The organism is Acinetobacter sp. 129952 (assembly GCF_056642055.1).
Window position 1 is genome coordinate 483,892 of sequence record NZ_JBWVSU010000001.1, and the last position, 17,207, is coordinate 501,098.

The following is a 17,207-nucleotide window of genomic DNA, read 5'->3' on the forward strand; positions in this document are numbered from 1 at the left end:
TTTAATCTTTACATTTTTAATATTTTAATAAAACTCTTTAAATTTGTTTTTAGTATCACTCGGCTTTTCGCCAAACTCCTCATGATAATCTTGAGAGAATCGGCTCAAATGATTAAACCCCCATTTAAAAGCTAACTGTGAAATAGAGATTCTTTTACCAAGCTCAGGCGTACATAAAGATTTATAAATTTGTTGTAATCGATACTTTTTTAGATAAGCTAAAGGGCTCGTTCCATAATAGGCTTGAAACTCTTCATATAATTTTGATTTTGAGACTCCTGCTAATTTTTGCAAAGTATCAACACTGATTTCCTCACATGCATGGGTAATTATAAATTTATGTACTTTCTGAATATAAGTAGGCTGCCGTTGATTCGATAATTGTCTAAGCTGCTCTGAATAATTATTTTCTTGAGAAAGTAATAAGGTTTTAATGATGAAATTTTCATAGTCTTCAGCAAGCAAAGATAATCCATGAAAACTAATATATTGAGATTTTGAGTTTAAGAAATTCTGGATGTATTTCCACCACGAATTAGTAAGCTGCTGTGAATCAAAATGCATTTTCGGATTGAATATAACAGAATCATCCACAGGTTGCTTAAGAAGATCTGCTAATACAAGATGTAAACTTCTTTCAGGAATGACTACTTGAAGCTTTTTACAGTTTTTATCAATTGCAAGATCTTGCAACTGGGCATTTGAGATAATAAGTCCAGTGTTTTCATCTGAATAATATTGTTCTCCCCTCATATTTAAAATTTGTTTGCCACATAGAGGTAGGCTAATACTATAAGCTTTAAGATGGGAAGTATTTATTGCTACGTTAGCGCCATAAGAAATGGTACCGATCGTCATCTGCTTACTAGGTAGGCGCATTCCATCATAATGAAAATCTAAAGTATTCCGATAACTGGTATCCAAGCGATGTTCGCCACAAATATTTGACATAAGATTTTGAGCAAAATCGGCTTTTTTTGAATAATGTTTCAATTCAATATCTTCTTGGCTTAGTGATTGCATTCCTTGTTCACCTAGCTAAAATTTATAATATTGTTAAATATATCAGTTAGGACAGCTATCTGGATAGACAGATTCTATATTTAAATTCAATCTCAAACCTTTCCTAGTATTACAATTTATTTATTGGTAAAATAAAAAATTAATATAACCATTATAATCAATGACATAAAAATTAGCGTAGCACTATAAAACTTAAAAACAAAAAAATACCTTTAAAATATTTACTTATACCAATAGGGTATATTAAATAAATAATAATTCTTACATTAAAAATATTGTTTAAATTAAATATTTCTTGCTATATATAAAATACATAATAAGATTTATTAGTTAGAAGTACCTATATTTAATCAGTCTACAAGGATATCGTGATGATTAATCTAGATAAATTTGAAAAAAATTCACCCAAAAAGTTTTCTACTAATTTAAAGCATCCAGAAGATGTGTTGCAATGGATGATAAAGGTAAATGGCCCGCATCGCCTCTACATTCCAGACCCTCAAAAAATTGATTTTTTACATGAGGGTATTAACGTTGGTGCGATTACTTTCGGTACTGTTCAATATTCTACTCTAGCAAATATTTCTATTGATAATTTACAACATTGTTATATTTTTAATGTACCTATTGAAGGCATTCAAGAAATTAAAATTAAATCATCAACTATATATTCTAGTGATGAGGTAGCTGCTATATTTTCACCTCATCAACCATTTTCTATGATTTTACAACCTAACTGCCAAAAACAAATGATTCGAATTTCAAAAGATAAGGTAGAGAACTATCTTTCCCAATTATTAGGTTATAAGATAGTTAAACCATTAATCTTTGATATTCAAGCACCTATGCAAGGTTCGATTAAAAAATGGTTTAATTTAGCCATGAATTTTCAAGAATTTTTGTTGGAGGCTGAATATCTTCTAGATTTTCAAAATATCTGGAGCAACTTTGAAAAAAATTTAATTTCTATTTTATTAAACTCTCAACCTCATAATTACAGTTTAGAGCTTGAGCATCGATTAAAAGGAAAACCCTCATATTTAAATTATATTGAAGATGTTTTTAAAGAAAATCTTTCTCAACCAATTACACTTAATGAGCTTGAAAAAATTCTAGGCATCTCACGTGAAAAATTATACCAGGATTTTAATACTTACTATGGTCAATCTCCTGTAGCTTACTTACGTAATTTGCGTTTCGAAGAAACTTATAAACGTTTAAAAAATATAAAACCCTGGGAAAATGTTTCAAGTATTGCAATGGATTGTGGTTTTCAGCAATTAGGACGCTTCTCACAAGAATATAAAAACCGTTTTGGAGAGTTACCTTCTGAAACATTAAAAAATAGTATTCACTAAAACCACCTATTTTATTTATATAGATTTAAGCTAATTAAAAGAGCACTTCATTTATAAAGTGCTCTTATCTTTGAATCAGATAATCTATTTATACTTTTTCTTCATCATCTTTTAGAATATCTTTTTGCATTTTTTTCGCTGTTCTATCTGGATTAAGAAATATTACAGCAGCTAATCCTACAATTAATAAATAGATACCAATATAAGAAAAACTTAAGTTCATTCCCATAACTAGTTTATTGAGCATTATAGCATCTGGAAGTATTCCCTTTACTGGCTGGATGTATCCTGCAGACTCCATAAACATTCCTACCATAGTTGGCGAAATCATCCCCCCTAAAGAGGCTAGAGCCGTAACAGTCGCCATAACAGCTGCCCGTTGTTTAGAACAAATACTATAGGCCAAAGTAATAGGTGCTAATGGGAATGTCATCGCCAAACCTGCAGCAATGGTCAAAACACCAACTGCAGCAATCCCTGTCGTATAAGGTAATAGTAAAAAGAAAATACCTGACATTAAAATTAAGATACCAAATACACAGCCTAAGGATTTATGTACTGAGCACCCTTTTTTCATTAAAATTTTAGATAGATAGCCTGCTACCAATAAAGTTAAAGCGCCAAATATCCATGGAAAAGTTGAAATCATACCGATCATCTGAGGAGACGTGTCTATAACCGCAGATAGATAGCGAGGCGACCATGTGGTTAAAAAGCCCATAGCCCAAAAACATCCAGCACCTGCTAAAAAAGCAGAAATGAACATGGGTGAAATAAAAACTTTAAATAAAGGTACTACTTTTAATTGGTCTGAAAACTCAGCAATACTTTTATTATTAATATAACTTGTACTAGGATGCACAAGTGGTTTAGGTTGAGTAAGCTCCTGTTTCGCTTTGATATGACTATATGGCCCTTCTTTCGCAATTAAAAACCATAACAAACTCCAACCAAGACCAAAAAATCCTAAAAAACCAAATGCCCATCTCCATCCATAAGACGGATGAGCAATAATAGCTGCTAAAATTGGAGCAGCAATAATAGGACCTAAGGTCGATCCTATGGCCACCAAACTACTTGGCAATCCACGTTCCTTTGGCTCGTACCATCCATGAATATGTTGCAAAGTAATAGGTGTAGCAGGCCCTTCTGCAGCACCTAAAATAATTCGTGTGACCAATAAGAGCGTTATCCCTCCTCCCATGAGCATGGGGAATTGTAAAACTGCCCATGCAATTCCCATGGTAAGCAGGATCCAGCGGGTTTGTATTTTTGCCGCCAAAAAACCTACCGCAATCGATGAAATAGCAAATAAAAAGAAAAAAGAACTACCAATAAAACCGAATTGACTACTCGACATTCCTAGTTCACGCATTGCGGGTTCAGCTACCAGGCCTAAAACAGCTTTATCAGCAAAGTTGATCATTTGGAATATGATGAGCATTCCAGTAATTAACCACGCTCGACTTGTAATTCTCCCAGTTTCTAATGGCTCTATAAGTGAAGTAGGAAGGCTTTTGATTTGGCTTTTCATGTATTTACCTCCCGTAAAAACTCATGTGCTCTGCGCTCATCAAGATGAGTTTTTACAATATCAATTACATTAAAAGTATCATTATCTTCTGCTGCCAATACCAAACCATCGAAATCATTTTGAGCAGTATTGACCATCTTCTGAACATCTGCTGAGTCTGGTGTATTTGGTACAATATGATGCAGGATAAGTGCTTTCACATTTGCTTCTTGGGCAACTACGCCTACTTTCTCATAAGATGTGTGAGATTCTTCAAGATGGACTGCAATACCGTTGCGTGTCGGTCCCTCAGGGAACGTAGCTAAAATTGCGTCTAGATCAATAACCTCATGCATTAATACATCTGCGTCTTTGGCTAGTAAAATACAGTTTTTAGAATATGTCGTATCACCTGAAATTACGACAGAACCATATTTAGAATCGAACCGGAAACCAAAAGCAGGAAAACATAGACGGTGGTCTACCAAAATTGTGCTCACTTTAACCAGCTCATCTTCATAAATAACGAAAGGTTCCATTTCCGGATGTCGATTATGGACAGGGTCTGCTTTGGCATTTTCAGGAATCTGAATATCAAATGCCTTAATCCATTCGGTTGGACTTGAACGACCTTCATCTGCCATTCGAATTGCAATATCTGATGCAAATACATTGTGTATTAAAGCATCAACCATCGCAGCTGTTCCTACCATAGGATGATCTCCGCCACAACAGCCTTTAATTTTGGGATGAGTATGAGTCGGCATAGCTGGATTTTGTAAAGGCTTTCCAGGACCATAAATTTGGATAGGCTGGCTAAAAGACTCACCTGGGACTTGCCAACCTGTGAATAAATAAGAGCCTAAATCATAGATATGGTCAGAGTGATGATGAGTAATAAAAATACCTCGTAACTCACCCCAAGTAGCATGACTTCTATAATTACGAATACTCCCCATACCACAATCGACGATATAGGTCGCATTATCTATGCAAATAGCTGTTGAGATTCCTGCTCTAGAACTAGATACGATTGGGCCACCACCTGTACCTAAAGCAATAATTTTCATTCCCTGTTGATTATTAATTTTCATTGAATAGTCCTTTTAAATTCATGCTAATAACACTCTATAAATATAATTTATTTTATTCTTCGACTAATATTCACTTTTTATAAATTTATTATGCTTAATTTAATTTTTTTCATTTGCTTAAATCCAAGTGAACACACAATAATTTTTGGTAAAATAATTAAATAAAAAGCCTTCATAATTATGAAGGCTTTTTATTTAATTATTTAGAATAAATATTTTAACGATTAGAACTCACAGTTAGGAAGGCTGGATGGATTAAAGAAACGAATATTACGAGCTGCTGAGACCTGGACTACCTTCTCTGGATCTGTCAAATTGTGCAGTTCTGAAAACAAACTGGCTAAATCATTACCTGGACTTACCCAAAAAACACCTTTAGCGGGGCCTTCTGAAGTAACTTTATATCCATGTGTTGTTCCACGTGGCCAATAAAGATAATCCCCTGCTTTGGCAGTTGTCCATTCACCGTCTAAATATAGCGAATACTCGCCCTCAAGAATAAAAGCATGTTCATCCTGTACAGGATGCATATGAGGAGGAACAAAAGTTCCAGGAGGATCATTTGAAATCCAAGCAAAACTTGACTGCTGATCTCCTCCTAATATAGGTTCATATACATGTCCAAGCACATTCCATTTAATATTTTTAAGCTCTTTATTTAATCGTGTTTCATTAAACACTAAAGAAGATAAATGTTTCTGATCTAGCATTTGCATTGTAAGTCTCCCTTTTTTGTTATTTCAACAACTTTTCAAAATATGAACTATGCATTTATTAAGGAGTTTCTATTCAAATAAGACATATAAAATACATAGATTATCATCTAAGAATGCATAGCATTTATTACTCAAGAGTTATATATTCTAGATTTTAACTGATCAAAAAATTATGAAAAATTTAATTAAAATCATTAAACTAACTGATGGAGAAGACCCGGATCCTCGTTTTACACTTGCCAATGAGAGAACATTTTTAGCATGGAATAGAACAGCACTCGCTATATTAGTGGGTGCCATAGCATTTATTACATTGAATAATGGAATAATTGAAGAAGTAATTGCCAATCATATTTTTATCTCTTTAATTTTACTTTCTATTCTTCTTAGTATTAGCGCTATTTTTCGTTGGTTTAGAGTTGAATATGCACTGAGAACCAAACAGTCTCTCCCCTATCCTTTTATGGCCCCAATATTATCAATTTTTAGTTTAATTCTAATTATATTTATTTTTATTCATATTAAATAGGAATTATTATGCAAGATAGTGGACTTCAACCTGAAAGAACTTTTTTATCTATAGAAAGGAGTTTATTTTCTTATATCATAGTAAACTTTACTTTTTTTAAATATTTGATCAACAAGCCTTATTATTTTTTTTATATTTCTATTTTCATTACCACAGCAATTTGTCTCTATTATTTTATTTTAATCATTAACTTTAATAAAATAAAAACCTTAAGAACTGATAATAAAAATTTAATTACTTATCGTCTCATATTATTATCTTCGGCTATTTTCACCATAATCTTAGCTATAGCAGCTATTTTTATTATTTATTAATAAAAAACTACTCTTTGAAAGTAGTTTTTTTAATTTTTAAAATTTTTATATATTTGTAGATGTATAAAGTCTTTCAATTGATTTTACAATTTCACCATTTCTAAGAAAGTGAAAAAGCAAACTAAAATGATCACTGTCTTTAAGAACTCTAAAATTTGCTAAATTCCCTTTAAACTCCCACTGTTCTTTCATTTTTTGGGATTGTTGAATGAAGGCTTCGGTTTCATAACTTCCAACAAAAAACTCAGCAGGAACTAAATCGTCAGATACTCTTAATATCGGTGAATTCTCCCTTGCCTGAGAACTATCTAATTTAATATTTATATTTAAGCTAGTAGATATCAAAGGAACTAAATCGTATATACCACTGATAGGAATTATACCCTTAACATTTAACCAGTCTTTTATTAAACATCTGGTATTTAATACGAGCTCTGTTGTTAAGTGCGCACCTGCCGAATGCCCACAAATATACATAGGTAATTTTTTTGAATCAAAATTTAAAAGTGTATTTAATGTAAATAAAGAATAACTTAATGATTTTTTTATTTTTTCAATACTTACTTCTGGGCAAAGAGGATAATTCATAATTGCAACATGATATCCAAGTTCTGCTAAATGGTCAGCAATAAAGTAAAACTGGTTTTTATCTCTTGATTGCCAATACCCCGCATGTAGGTAAACAAAAATTGCTTTTGCATCCCCTACTGCATAGCACAGGTCAAAGCATTCTCGCTCATGAAAACCATAATATATATTTTTTTTCCATTTTTTGCTGATCAATGCTAAATGATTTAGCTCTTTGAACTTAGCCATCACTTCATTATAATTATTGTTTTTCTGCCCGACAACATAATCATTTTCAAAATTGATAGTATTCATTTCTATTATCTCTATTTATTAACCACTCATCTATTACATAGTTTTATATATATTCTCACTATTCAAAAATTATTTTTTTTTATCCTCTTTAGATAGATTGAATTGCCACCACTCTCCTAGACAAATTTCGTCTATTCTTTTTGCATAGGAGAGAACCTTATGAGTGGACAACGCTATACCCCAGAATTTAAAGATGAAGCTGTTAAATTGATTACCGAACGTGGATATTCTGTCACTGATGTTGCAGAACGTTTAGGTGTATCACAACACAGCATTTATAAATCGCTAAAGGCCGTACAGCCTTTACGCAACAATCCTGATGAACATGAATTGCTCGAGGCAAAGAAAGAAATCCTTCGCCTTAAAAGTCAGCTCAAACAAACTGAAGGGGAACGGGATATTCTAAAAAAGGCCGCAAGGTACTTTGCAAGCCTGCCCGAGTAAAGTATCAGTTTATCCTGGAATACAGCCATCAATTTAAGATTAAAACGATGTGTCGGGTTCTTAAGATTGCTCGTGCTGGCTACTATGCTTGGTTGGATGAACCCGAATCAGGCAGGACTATTGAAGATAAGCGGTTATTACAGCTCATCCGTTCTTCTTATGATGCCAGTTATGGCATCTACGGTTATCGTCGCATTACGCTGGATCTTAAAGAGCTAGGTGAAAGCTGTGGACCTAATCGTATGCTGAAGATCATGAAGCACAATGGTATTGCCGCTGTTCGAGGATATAAGAAGCATAAAAGCTATGGTCGTGGTCGTCCTCAGATTGTGCCATCTAACCATTTAAATCGAGAGTTTATTGTAAACACACCTGATACCTCTTGGGTGACTGATATAACTTACATTCGCACATGGCAAGGCTGGTTATATCTAGCTGTGGTTCTTGATTTATATTCGAGAAAAGTCATCGGTTGGTCAATGAAACCTACGCTTGCCAAGGATATCGTTTTGGATGCACTTCTTATGGCGGTATGGCGACGTAGGCCAAATGAACCTGTGATCATACACTCAGACCAAGGCTCACAATACAGCAGTGGAGACTGGCAGAAATTCTGTCAGAAGCATAACTTAATACCCAGCATGAGCCGTAGAGGCCTTGCGCAGTATACTGCTCATGGGACAATGCTGTTGCTGAATCCTTTTTTAGCAGCTTGAAGAAGGAAAGAATTAAAAAGAGGATCTATAAAACACGAGAAATGGCTCGTACAGATGTGTTTGATTACATCGAGATGTTTTACAATCGAATCAGGCGTCATTCGCATCTCGATGGGATGAGTCCAGAAGTCTTTGAGGCAGCTTCAAAATGAGGCTGTCTCGTGTCTACGATACTGGGAGCAGTCCATCTCATTTCTTTGATATTTTTTTTTGATGTATTATTCTTTTAGACTCATTCAGGGATAAGTTAATGTTTGAAACTATTGATAATTTAAAGAAAAAATTAGATCAACATCGCCCTCTTTCTCCATCAATTGTCAAAAATTTACAAGAAGATCTTATTGTCCGTTGGACCTATCATTCGAATGCAATTGAAGGCAATACACTCACCCTGCTAGAAACTAAAGTAGTACTCGAAGGTATTACTGTTGGTGGAAAGGCATTAAGAGAACACTTCGAAGCGATCAACCATAGAAATGCAATTTACTATGTTGAAGATATCATTCGGAAAGAGGAGCCTTTTTCTGAATGGCAAATTCGTAATATCCATCAGCTTATCTTAAAGAATATTGATGATGATAATGCTGGCCGCTATCGTCAGCAAAATGTCCTAATCTCTGGTGCTACATCTACCCCACCTGATTACACACTATTAAATGAAAAGATGGCTCAGTTAGTTGATTGGTATAATTCAGAGGCACATAAGCTTCACCCCATTGAACGTGGAGCTAAAGTACATGCTGATTTTGTAGGTATCTATCCATTCATTGATGGCAATGGCCGTACATCACGCCTTTTAATGAATCTAGAATTGCTCAAAGCAGGCTATCCACCTTGCGTAATTACTGTAGAAAATCGATTGGCTTACTATGAAGCTCTTGATCAATGGATGGCTTATGGGAAAACTGATGCATTTATCCACTTAGTTTCTGATGCTGTTATTGAAGGATTTAAGCCTTATAAGCTGGTTCTAGAAATTTGAACTTCCTCTTCAACAACTTAGGAAAATATTACAACTTTAACTTTTAATTTATATCTATAATATCATTAGCTATATTGAGTTAATGAATACAGAACAGATAGAAAAAATAAAAATATCCAGGCGAAAAAAAACCATCGTTTAAAGTGATAATACAGTAAAAATTGTAAAAAAAATGCTGAAGTTATGATCAGAAAAATCCAAGTAATAATTCCTACAGAAAGACCATGGTCCAGACAGTTCAGATATAAAGATAGTGCCAGACAAATCACTGAATATATTTTTAACAAAGCTTGGGCATAATGAAAGCTCAGAAAAGGATACCCAAGTTTTTTCATTCCACTTTGACTGGTCATACACAGCTGCGTCATTGCAACCATGGCCCATAATATTGCAGCCAGGCTCATTTAGCCACCTCACGCATCTTTATTTTTTTGAAATAAAAACAGGCAAATATATATCCCGTGGCGATGAGCATCAATACAAGATCAACTCCTGCTACAGACCATTGCTGATGCCGCAAGGTATTAAAGAAGAATGTTTGAGGAGCTAAGACGAGCGGGCTGAATACTGTCATCCATAAAATAACAGCAGTGAGGATCAGGGCCACAACCATGGCTTTTTGCATTTTAACCAGCATCGGAATGAATAAAATACCCACCCAGCTGATAAAAAATATGCCTAACTCATACTGAATCCGCTGTTCAAGACTGGCCGTCAAAATCCGGTTAGCCAGAAAATACATGGCTGTTGCAAATGGCAAGCCCAGAAAAGTGAAATAATTAAGGTAAGCAACCATATTATAACTTAAGGTATGTTGCTGTTTAATGCGTTTCTTTTGCCACAATAAAGCCCCTGCGACCAGCATGATGCAACCGACGAGACCTAAACCCGCTAGTATCCCCCTCATCCATTGACTGGCGTAATATCCTAAATGAATACCATAAGTTGCCGAGCTGATTTGAGCGACAGGATGCAGATTTCTTTCGGAATTCAGATTCTGTCCGGTATTTGCTGCAAAAATGAATTGCGGATTATTGAAAGTAATTAATTGGTTATATCCATAATCAAACGTAATTAAGGCTTCCGCAGTATTTGGATTTTTGACTTCAAATTTCTCCAGTGCAGCTCCATTACTTGCCTGTTGAGGTAGTTGACGGGAGAATACAGAAAATTCTTTTAATTGAAGAGCTGAATTTGCTGCCGATTTTGGCGGATTGATATATTGTATTTCACTATAAAACTTCTTTATTCCATTCTCGCCATAGTGTTTATTGATTCCCGCTGGTACAAGCAGATAGAAGAAAATCATAATCCCGGTAAAGGCCATAATCAGATAAAAAGGCAGGGTCACTACACCGGTAATATTATGCAAATCCAATAAGGTACGCTGTCCCTTAAAACTCCGGAATACAAAAAAATCTTTAATTATTTTTTTATGGGTAAAGATCCCGGTAATTAATGCAATGAGAAATAGCACCCCGACAATAACCACAAGCGTTCTACCGACGACATCAGGCAAAGGATACAGACTGTAATGTAATTTAAAAAAAAAGTCGCCTCCCAGACTTTCCCTTCCCTCTGTTAAAATTAACCCTGTATTGGGGTCTTGCAGCTTATAGTACTTATGGTTTTGGTCTTGCCATTCCAAGGTGTTAAAAGGCATGCGGGGACTGGCAAGACTCACTCGCCATCTTTTGGCATCTGGGGCATGAGTATTTAAATAATCATAGGCAACCTGGGCCGACTCAAAGGAACTAGGAGGCGCTTTTAGATATAAAAAATTTTCAGGTTTAGACCAGAGATTAATTTCAGTTCTGAAATAGGCAATAGAGCCGGTAAAAAAGATCAGGAAAACCGACCACAATACAACGATACCTAACCAGCTGTGTAAAGTTGCCTGTATCTGGCGAAATTGCATTTAATTTTCTCCAAATTTTTTTATGATCCAATAGCTCAGCAATAAAATATAACTAAGATAATTGATGCTCTTTTGCCATAATTTAGACGGAATACAAGGAACTAAAACAATATAAAAAATGAGAAAAGTAAAACTTAGGAGGGCAGATAAATAGATATTTTCAGCTGTTGCAAAGGGTAAATAATCAGGTAAAACCCAAGAGATCCATAAGCTATAGCCATAAGCAGCCAGGCAGATATAAAAAATTTCTTTAATAGATAACCACTCTGGTTTTTGTTTATCCATTGACCTTATCTTTCATCCCATCTCAGGAAGTGAAGAAGTATCTGTATTGCTATAGATACTTCCCGGGTAAGCATTAATAATTAATGGTATAGCTTAGGCCAAAAGTACGACCTTCAGCAGGAATCGCCAACAGCGCATTACCATTGGTCACAGCAGCTTGTTGTGCAAATACGGTTCTGTACTGCTTGTCCCAGACATTATAGACACCAAAATCGACACGGCCTTTAGCCACAGGGAAATGTGCCAGGACATCCATCGTGGTATAGCCTTTAATCTCTGCTGCACTATTACCATCACTTAAACCTGCGGCTATTAATGCTTGGTCATCTTTATAGGCTTCATCAGTGCCTTTGATGGCTAGCATTTGTGCACGTACACCATAACCTTCTTCATTATTCCACTCAGCAAACAGGGTGCCTTTCACAGGCGACACAGCAAAAGCATTCAGTTCATGCCATTGATCTGCTGCATCTTTATATTGTCCGCGTGTGTAGCCCAAGGTCCCACCCACCTTATAGTTGTCCATAAATGGATAACTTACCGTAGCTTCTGCTCCATAAATGCGTTGATCTGTATCTACCACATTTACTGAACGGTCAGCGTTGAACTGTACCACCTTATCAGAGGTATTATAGAAACCTGTTAGACCCAAGTTTAAGCCGTCATCCTGATTTAAGCGCCAACCCAATTCATAACTGTTGACCGTGATCGGTGCAATACCTGACGTCGTTAAGGTATAGGCAGCTACATCACGCAGCACGCGTTGTACATCCGGATAACTATAACCTTGTGAAAAATTGGCATAAACTTGCTGCGCATCTGTTAACTCATAGACTGCACCTAAATTGAACAGAAACTTATCAGCATCGGTAGAGTCAGCCGCCATTAAAGTAACTGGATTGCGTGCGGTTAAATAACTGTCAGTGTCTGCCTGAACATACTGATAACGCACACCGGCCTGCACATTTAAACGATCCGTCAGTGCATAATCCCCTTGTACAAATGTACCGATATTCTGGATTTCTGTATCAGGTCCGGAACCCTGTTTTTCCCCTGTTGGAGTGTAGACTAGGCCATTATTACTTGGTGTATAGTAATCAGCCCACTGGTGATCTTTCTCCCAGTCATAGTCCAGACCATAAGTCAGTTTTAAATCTCGCTCGGCCACCTGCAGGTCAGATTGAACGGTAGAGCGAATCCCTGCATAGTCCACATTGGATTGGCTTTGCTTCACATTCACGCCATCTTTTGAATAACCATAAGGTACGAAACGCGCTTTTTCATTCCGGTAATACGCTTCAACATTCAAAGTTTGGCCCAGGAAATCCTGGTTTTGATACTGGGTATTAAACGCATAGCGTTCTGTAAAGGGTTGTTTATCTAAGCTCCACCCTTTAATAGCTTTATAAGAAGGCTGTGTGCCGGTTTGCAGATAAGAATAGTCAGGACCGTATTCGGTATCCTGTTCATCATTATAATATTGTGCACCAAAACTTAAGCTTTGACTGTCAGTTAAATTAAAGTTTAAACGACCATTTACATCAACAGTATCGGTATCCATGGTGCTGCCCTGCCAAGGGCTTAGCGAGATACGATCCCCCTTACCATCAAACTGTGAACCCCGACTGGTATAATCTACCCCTAAAAAACCGTCAATCTTGTCATTACTAAATGAAGCAGTTTGCCCCACTTGATAAGCCAAACTATCACGACGGAAATTATCAGCCGATGTCAGGCCTAACTTGGTCTGAAAGCTGACTGGTTTCGATTTGTCCACACGTTTGGTAATAATATTAATAATCCCGCCCGTCGCACCTGAACCATAAATGCTGGTCGCACCTGAAACCACCTCGATATGATCAATCATATTGGGACTGATACTGTTGAGCTGACGCGCCACATCGCGCGAACCGGTCTGTGAAACTCCATCAATCATGACCAATACATTCCGTCCACGCATGGTCTGACCATAGTTACTGGTGGTTCCACTGCTAGGTGCCAGTGAGGGTACCAACTGCGCTAAAACATCTGCGACTTTTCGACCCGCTCCAGCCTGTTGAGCAATTTCTTCACCTTGAATGGTCTGCACAGTTCCCGCAACTTCAGCAATTGTTTTAGGGGTACGGGTCGCTGTTACCACAATAGGAGAAAGCTTGAGAGTTTTATTTGATCTTTCCTGCTCCTTAGATGCAGGACTTGACTCTTCTGCATACAGCTGTGAAGAAATGGCGACACTAAGAAGACACAGACTGAATTGAGATAGTCGCATTGTTAATCCCTTTACGTAAATATTATAATGGTGCAAATAATAATCATTACTATTATTAATGTAAATTTTTTATTGCAATATTTATTGTTTTTTTAACAGCTTAGTTAATCCACATTTTGAATTGGCCTAAATCCCTAAAGGGTAGTATCCTAATTTAAAAAAGATCCCACCCTCTCTCCCGATCAAAAATATAGGTATCAGCTTGCCTAACCCTCAATAGTTTCAAGAAGACTAATATGACCACATTTCTTATAAAATTCTTCTCTGAAACAATGATATAGAACGGCAATCTTTTCCGGCATTAGAAGTTTTTTCTGAGCTGTAAACGCAATATCCTGCGCGATGTATGCATAAGACCTGACATTTTCATCAGGTTCGCCAACAATTTTTTCTGCCGGAGAGTTTTCAAAGATGAAATAGATCATCAGGCGCATGACAGCTCTAAAGTGCCCTTTTCCCACCACATGCTTTTCACCGAGCAGAATATGCCAACCTAGATCATTTTCCAATGCAGGATAATACAAGGATAGTCGATCGCGTCTGGCTTCATAAATCTCCAAATAGCCAACATCCTGTCCTGCAATCTGGATAATATAAAGCCTTTGATGGTCATCTACCTGCATTTTTTCGAAGTATACAGCTAGTTCAGATTCGGGCTTATTCAGTTGTACTAGCTCAAACCTGATCTGACAGTTACCCATTTTTTATTGTGCCTGTCAGGTTAAATTTGAGCTAAATTCTTCTCAGCCCAAATCCGTTTTCCATCAAGTAAAGTTTCAAGTGGTGTACGACCACAGCACATTTTTCCTTGATGAGTCCGTTCAGTATTATAGAATTTCAGCCAATCGTCTAGATCAACTTGTAATTCTTCCAATGAGCTATAAAGCTTCTTCCTAAACGTAATTTGATAGAACTCCTGCAAAATCGTCTTATGGAAACGCTCACAGATACCATTTGTTTGCGGCGAAGCTGCTTTTGTCTTCGTGTGATCAATATCATTAACTGCCAGATACAACTCATAGTCATGTTGTTCTACCTTACCGCAATACTCAGTACCTCTGTCTGCGAGGATGCGAAGCATTGGTAAGTCCTGAGATTGATAGAATGGCAACACACGATCATTGATTAAATCAGCCGCTGTAATCGGTGTTTTTGTTGTATAGAGCTTGCAATGAACGACCTTGCTATAAGTGTCGATGAATGTTTGTTGATAGATTCGTCCAACACCTTTGAGATTCCCGACATAAAAGGTGTCTTGCGCGCCTAAATAGCCTGGATGAGCTGTTTCGATTTCACCACAAGCAATGTCATCCTCATACTTACGTTCAAGTGCCGCAATCTGCTGATCATTTAATTCAATACCATCCTGTGCCACTTTAGCCTCAAGTGCTTTTAAACGCTTCTTAAAGTTTTCTAAATCATGACGAAGCCATATAGAGCGAACCCCACTCCCTGAAACGAATACACCCTTCTTGCGTAATTCATTACTAGTACGGTGCTGACCATATGCGGGATATTGAATTGCGAAATCAATAACAGCCTGTTCAGTAGCATCATCTACACGGTTTTTTAAATTTGGTACTCGACGGGATTTATTGATCAGTGCGTCAATATCACCAGACTTCACTAATTCCTGATAGCGATAAAATGTATCTCTTGAAACACCCATCACTTTGCATGCTCTGGATACATTCTGAAGCTCTTCAGCTAAATTAAGCAGACCTACTTTGTGTTTAATGATTTGATTGTTAGTATGCAACATAAGAAAGTTACCTTTGTTTGATTAAGATTTCGACACCTTTATCAAAACGGGTAACTTTCTCTTTTTCAAGAAGAATGTACGATCAAGTCTGAACTAATACAGAATAAGACATACTAGAAAGACACCTCAATAGTTCCTAGTGGCAAGGGCGGTGTTTCTTAAATACCCCCATATTACGGGCTATATGGGGGTGGTTGAGTTAAGCTAAAGTTAAGTCACTGATTCGTCAATTGTTAGGCTTAGTTTTGTTGTATGTTCTTCCAGTTTCAATGGCATTTTTTTAACTGTAGATCTTAAAGGTTTCTTACTCACAGACTCTTTTTTAACAAACAAGTTTGTTAAATATTGGCTCATGCTGAGTTTGTATCTTTGATCGGAAGAGACATCCTGTAAAAAATAGCTTGCGAAATAAAAAATGGAATAAGATCAGAAATGACTAATTTGTCCTTAGCCATCTTACTATTTTTAATAAATAGATATTTCACTGCCAATTGTTCATGTGTTGGAATCAAGCTAATACTATGTGCTAAATCTTCAAGTTGACCAAAATTCATTTGGTTTCCTCGCTTTTTCATTTCAGCTTCTACAGTTTTTGTCCATAATTCTACAACATGCTCACTGAGCTTATTTTGATGTTCCGCTAATTCAGCACTATCAAAAATCAATACAACATCCAAAGAAGCACTTTGATGCTTCTTACATTCCAATAGAATATGTTGAACATCCTTAAAGTGGCGTTCTTTACCTGATAACCTCGTTTTAAATTTATTAAAAACTGACATTAATTCTTCTTTTACATTGGAGTCACTTGGCAGATTAAATTGCCAACGCATAAGAATGCGTTCTTTATCAAAAGCCTTTTGCCACAACTTTGCATTTGCATACTTTAGATATGTTAAAGGTTGTTCATTTTCTTTTGATACTCTGCGACCAATACTTGCGCCTTTTTCATCAAATCATTAAACTTTTGAACTTGGTGGTGATGCATCTTCAATTGTGAAAGATCGGACTGATATTCTTCATTAGCACGAGATTCAAACATCGTAGTAACCAAAATCCAATAACCTGATTGAATACTCAGCTCATTTAACTTATTTTCAATATCTTGTGTATGAAAGTAATAAAGTAAAGAAAGATACTGCCCCCCAACAACAGACATTTCTTCAGGATTACATTCTCGTTTTGGTACTACTGCAAAATAAGGATTTGCAGCACTTAGTAAATTATCAATAAAATGCTCAAACCTGATCAGAAAATCTAAAAGTTCTGCATCAAGAATCTTATTTTTAAATAGGGTGTGTTGACACTTTTAGTTTAAAAAAATAGCGAAGTAGTAAAATCAAATCGCCAAACCCAATTTTACTATTCGCTATGCCTCGTACCATGCTGACAGATCAACACT

Annotated in this window: 16 protein-coding genes and 1 pseudogene; 4 read left to right on the plus strand and 13 right to left on the minus strand. The window is 36.2% G+C overall.

Annotated elements, in window-relative coordinates; all coding sequences use genetic code 11:
* Positions 1-24: 24 nt before the first annotated feature.
* The gene (locus tag AC1IR0_RS02305; RefSeq protein WP_409653512.1) at positions 25-1,023 is read right to left on the minus strand and encodes an AraC family transcriptional regulator; all 999 of its coding nucleotides are present in this window, start codon (positions 1,021-1,023) and stop codon (positions 25-27) included.
* Between the two features lie 371 nt (positions 1,024-1,394).
* On the opposite strand from AC1IR0_RS02305, the gene AC1IR0_RS02310 reads away from it, so the two are divergent.
* Positions 1,395-2,381, plus strand: coding sequence for an AraC family transcriptional regulator (locus AC1IR0_RS02310; RefSeq protein ID WP_005107641.1), 987 nt, complete (start codon positions 1,395-1,397; stop codon positions 2,379-2,381).
* 88 nt (positions 2,382-2,469) lie between these two features.
* Here the strand turns inward: AC1IR0_RS02310 and AC1IR0_RS02315 are convergent, their stop codons facing one another.
* From AC1IR0_RS02315 to AC1IR0_RS02325, 3 genes are all read right to left on the minus strand, one after another.
* Positions 2,470-3,915 carry an MFS transporter gene (locus AC1IR0_RS02315; RefSeq protein WP_346798621.1) on the minus strand — a complete coding sequence of 482 codons (1,446 nt, stop codon included), beginning with the start codon at positions 3,913-3,915 and terminating at the stop codon, positions 2,470-2,472.
* On the minus strand, positions 3,912-4,988 hold the full coding sequence (locus AC1IR0_RS02320) for an MBL fold metallo-hydrolase (protein ID WP_005107643.1): 1,077 nt from the start codon (positions 4,986-4,988) through the stop codon (positions 3,912-3,914). The genes AC1IR0_RS02315 and AC1IR0_RS02320 overlap by 4 nt, the downstream gene beginning before the upstream one ends.
* A 224-nt stretch (positions 4,989-5,212) precedes the next feature.
* Complete coding sequence (locus AC1IR0_RS02325; protein ID WP_005107644.1) at positions 5,213-5,704, minus strand: cupin domain-containing protein; 492 nt, start codon at positions 5,702-5,704, stop codon at positions 5,213-5,215.
* 172 nt (positions 5,705-5,876) lie between these two features.
* Between AC1IR0_RS02325 and AC1IR0_RS02330 the strand changes: the two genes are divergently transcribed.
* Complete coding sequence (locus tag AC1IR0_RS02330; protein ID WP_005107645.1) at positions 5,877-6,233, plus strand: YidH family protein; 357 nt, start codon at positions 5,877-5,879, stop codon at positions 6,231-6,233.
* A gap of 359 nt (positions 6,234-6,592) precedes the next feature.
* On the opposite strand, the gene AC1IR0_RS02335 is transcribed toward AC1IR0_RS02330, so the two are convergent.
* On the minus strand, positions 6,593-7,429 hold the full coding sequence (locus AC1IR0_RS02335) for an alpha/beta hydrolase (protein WP_005107647.1): 837 nt from the start codon (positions 7,427-7,429) through the stop codon (positions 6,593-6,595).
* Positions 7,430-7,588: 159 nt separating this feature from the next.
* Between AC1IR0_RS02335 and AC1IR0_RS02340 the strand changes: the two are divergent.
* Positions 7,589-8,741 (plus strand): annotated as a pseudogene (locus tag AC1IR0_RS02340) (IS3 family transposase).
* A 98-nt stretch (positions 8,742-8,839) separates the two neighbouring features.
* On the plus strand, positions 8,840-9,571 hold the full coding sequence (locus AC1IR0_RS02345; RefSeq protein ID WP_409653522.1) for a Fic family protein: 732 nt from the start codon (positions 8,840-8,842) through the stop codon (positions 9,569-9,571).
* A 65-nt stretch (positions 9,572-9,636) separates the two neighbouring features.
* Here AC1IR0_RS02345 and AC1IR0_RS02350 read toward each other — a convergent pair whose 3' ends face one another.
* The 8 genes from AC1IR0_RS02350 to AC1IR0_RS02385 form a co-directional block, all read right to left on the minus strand.
* Positions 9,637-9,975, minus strand: a complete 339-nt coding sequence (locus AC1IR0_RS02350) for a DUF3325 family protein (RefSeq protein WP_409653525.1) — start codon at positions 9,973-9,975, stop codon at positions 9,637-9,639.
* A complete protein-coding gene (locus AC1IR0_RS02355) occupies positions 9,972-11,489 on the minus strand; it encodes a PepSY-associated TM helix domain-containing protein (protein WP_409653527.1) in 1,518 nt (505 codons plus the stop codon). The genes AC1IR0_RS02350 and AC1IR0_RS02355 overlap by 4 nt, the downstream gene beginning before the upstream one ends.
* Positions 11,490-11,774: a hypothetical protein gene (locus AC1IR0_RS02360; protein ID WP_004779917.1), complete on the minus strand. Its 285-nt coding sequence runs from the start codon at positions 11,772-11,774 to the stop codon at positions 11,490-11,492. It abuts the gene before it with no gap.
* A 73-nt stretch (positions 11,775-11,847) separates the two neighbouring features.
* Positions 11,848-14,043 (minus strand): TonB-dependent receptor, encoded by a 2,196-nt coding sequence (locus AC1IR0_RS02365; protein WP_064095763.1) that lies wholly within the window; start codon positions 14,041-14,043, stop codon positions 11,848-11,850.
* A gap of 206 nt (positions 14,044-14,249) precedes the next feature.
* Positions 14,250-14,744, minus strand: a complete 495-nt coding sequence (locus AC1IR0_RS02370) for a GNAT family N-acetyltransferase (RefSeq protein WP_409653532.1) — start codon at positions 14,742-14,744, stop codon at positions 14,250-14,252.
* Between the two features lie 20 nt (positions 14,745-14,764).
* On the minus strand, positions 14,765-15,805 hold the full coding sequence (locus tag AC1IR0_RS02375; RefSeq protein ID WP_479741146.1) for an IS481 family transposase: 1,041 nt from the start codon (positions 15,803-15,805) through the stop codon (positions 14,765-14,767).
* Between the two features lie 350 nt (positions 15,806-16,155).
* Complete coding sequence (locus AC1IR0_RS02380; RefSeq protein WP_479741147.1) at positions 16,156-16,674, minus strand: hypothetical protein; 519 nt, start codon at positions 16,672-16,674, stop codon at positions 16,156-16,158.
* 26 nt (positions 16,675-16,700) lie between these two features.
* Positions 16,701-16,964, minus strand: coding sequence for a hypothetical protein (locus AC1IR0_RS02385; protein WP_479741148.1), 264 nt, complete (start codon positions 16,962-16,964; stop codon positions 16,701-16,703).
* Between the last annotated feature and the right edge of the window lie 243 nt (positions 16,965-17,207).

What these genes read in the sequence shown, in the direction of transcription:
- AC1IR0_RS02305 (WP_409653512.1), bottom strand. Translation starts at nt 1,023, where the DNA reads ATGCAATCACTAAGCCAAGAAGATATTGAATTGAAACATTATTCAAAA.
- AC1IR0_RS02310 (WP_005107641.1), top strand. Translation starts at nt 1,395, where the DNA reads ATGATTAATCTAGATAAATTTGAAAAAAATTCACCCAAAAAGTTTTCT.
- AC1IR0_RS02315 (WP_346798621.1), bottom strand. Translation starts at nt 3,915, where the DNA reads ATGAAAAGCCAAATCAAAAGCCTTCCTACTTCACTTATAGAGCCATTA.
- AC1IR0_RS02320 (WP_005107643.1), bottom strand. Translation starts at nt 4,988, where the DNA reads ATGAAAATTAATAATCAACAGGGAATGAAAATTATTGCTTTAGGTACA.
- AC1IR0_RS02325 (WP_005107644.1), bottom strand. Translation starts at nt 5,704, where the DNA reads ATGCAAATGCTAGATCAGAAACATTTATCTTCTTTAGTGTTTAATGAA.
- AC1IR0_RS02330 (WP_005107645.1), top strand. Translation starts at nt 5,877, where the DNA reads ATGAAAAATTTAATTAAAATCATTAAACTAACTGATGGAGAAGACCCG.
- AC1IR0_RS02335 (WP_005107647.1), bottom strand. Translation starts at nt 7,429, where the DNA reads ATGAATACTATCAATTTTGAAAATGATTATGTTGTCGGGCAGAAAAAC.
- AC1IR0_RS02345 (WP_409653522.1), top strand. Translation starts at nt 8,840, where the DNA reads ATGTTTGAAACTATTGATAATTTAAAGAAAAAATTAGATCAACATCGC.
- AC1IR0_RS02350 (WP_409653525.1), bottom strand. Translation starts at nt 9,975, where the DNA reads ATGAGCCTGGCTGCAATATTATGGGCCATGGTTGCAATGACGCAGCTG.
- AC1IR0_RS02355 (WP_409653527.1), bottom strand. Translation starts at nt 11,489, where the DNA reads ATGCAATTTCGCCAGATACAGGCAACTTTACACAGCTGGTTAGGTATC.
- AC1IR0_RS02360 (WP_004779917.1), bottom strand. Translation starts at nt 11,774, where the DNA reads ATGGATAAACAAAAACCAGAGTGGTTATCTATTAAAGAAATTTTTTAT.
- AC1IR0_RS02365 (WP_064095763.1), bottom strand. Translation starts at nt 14,043, where the DNA reads ATGCGACTATCTCAATTCAGTCTGTGTCTTCTTAGTGTCGCCATTTCT.
- AC1IR0_RS02370 (WP_409653532.1), bottom strand. Translation starts at nt 14,744, where the DNA reads ATGGGTAACTGTCAGATCAGGTTTGAGCTAGTACAACTGAATAAGCCC.
- AC1IR0_RS02375 (WP_479741146.1), bottom strand. Translation starts at nt 15,805, where the DNA reads ATGTTGCATACTAACAATCAAATCATTAAACACAAAGTAGGTCTGCTT.
- AC1IR0_RS02385 (WP_479741148.1), bottom strand. Translation starts at nt 16,964, where the DNA reads ATGTCTGTTGTTGGGGGGCAGTATCTTTCTTTACTTTATTACTTTCAT.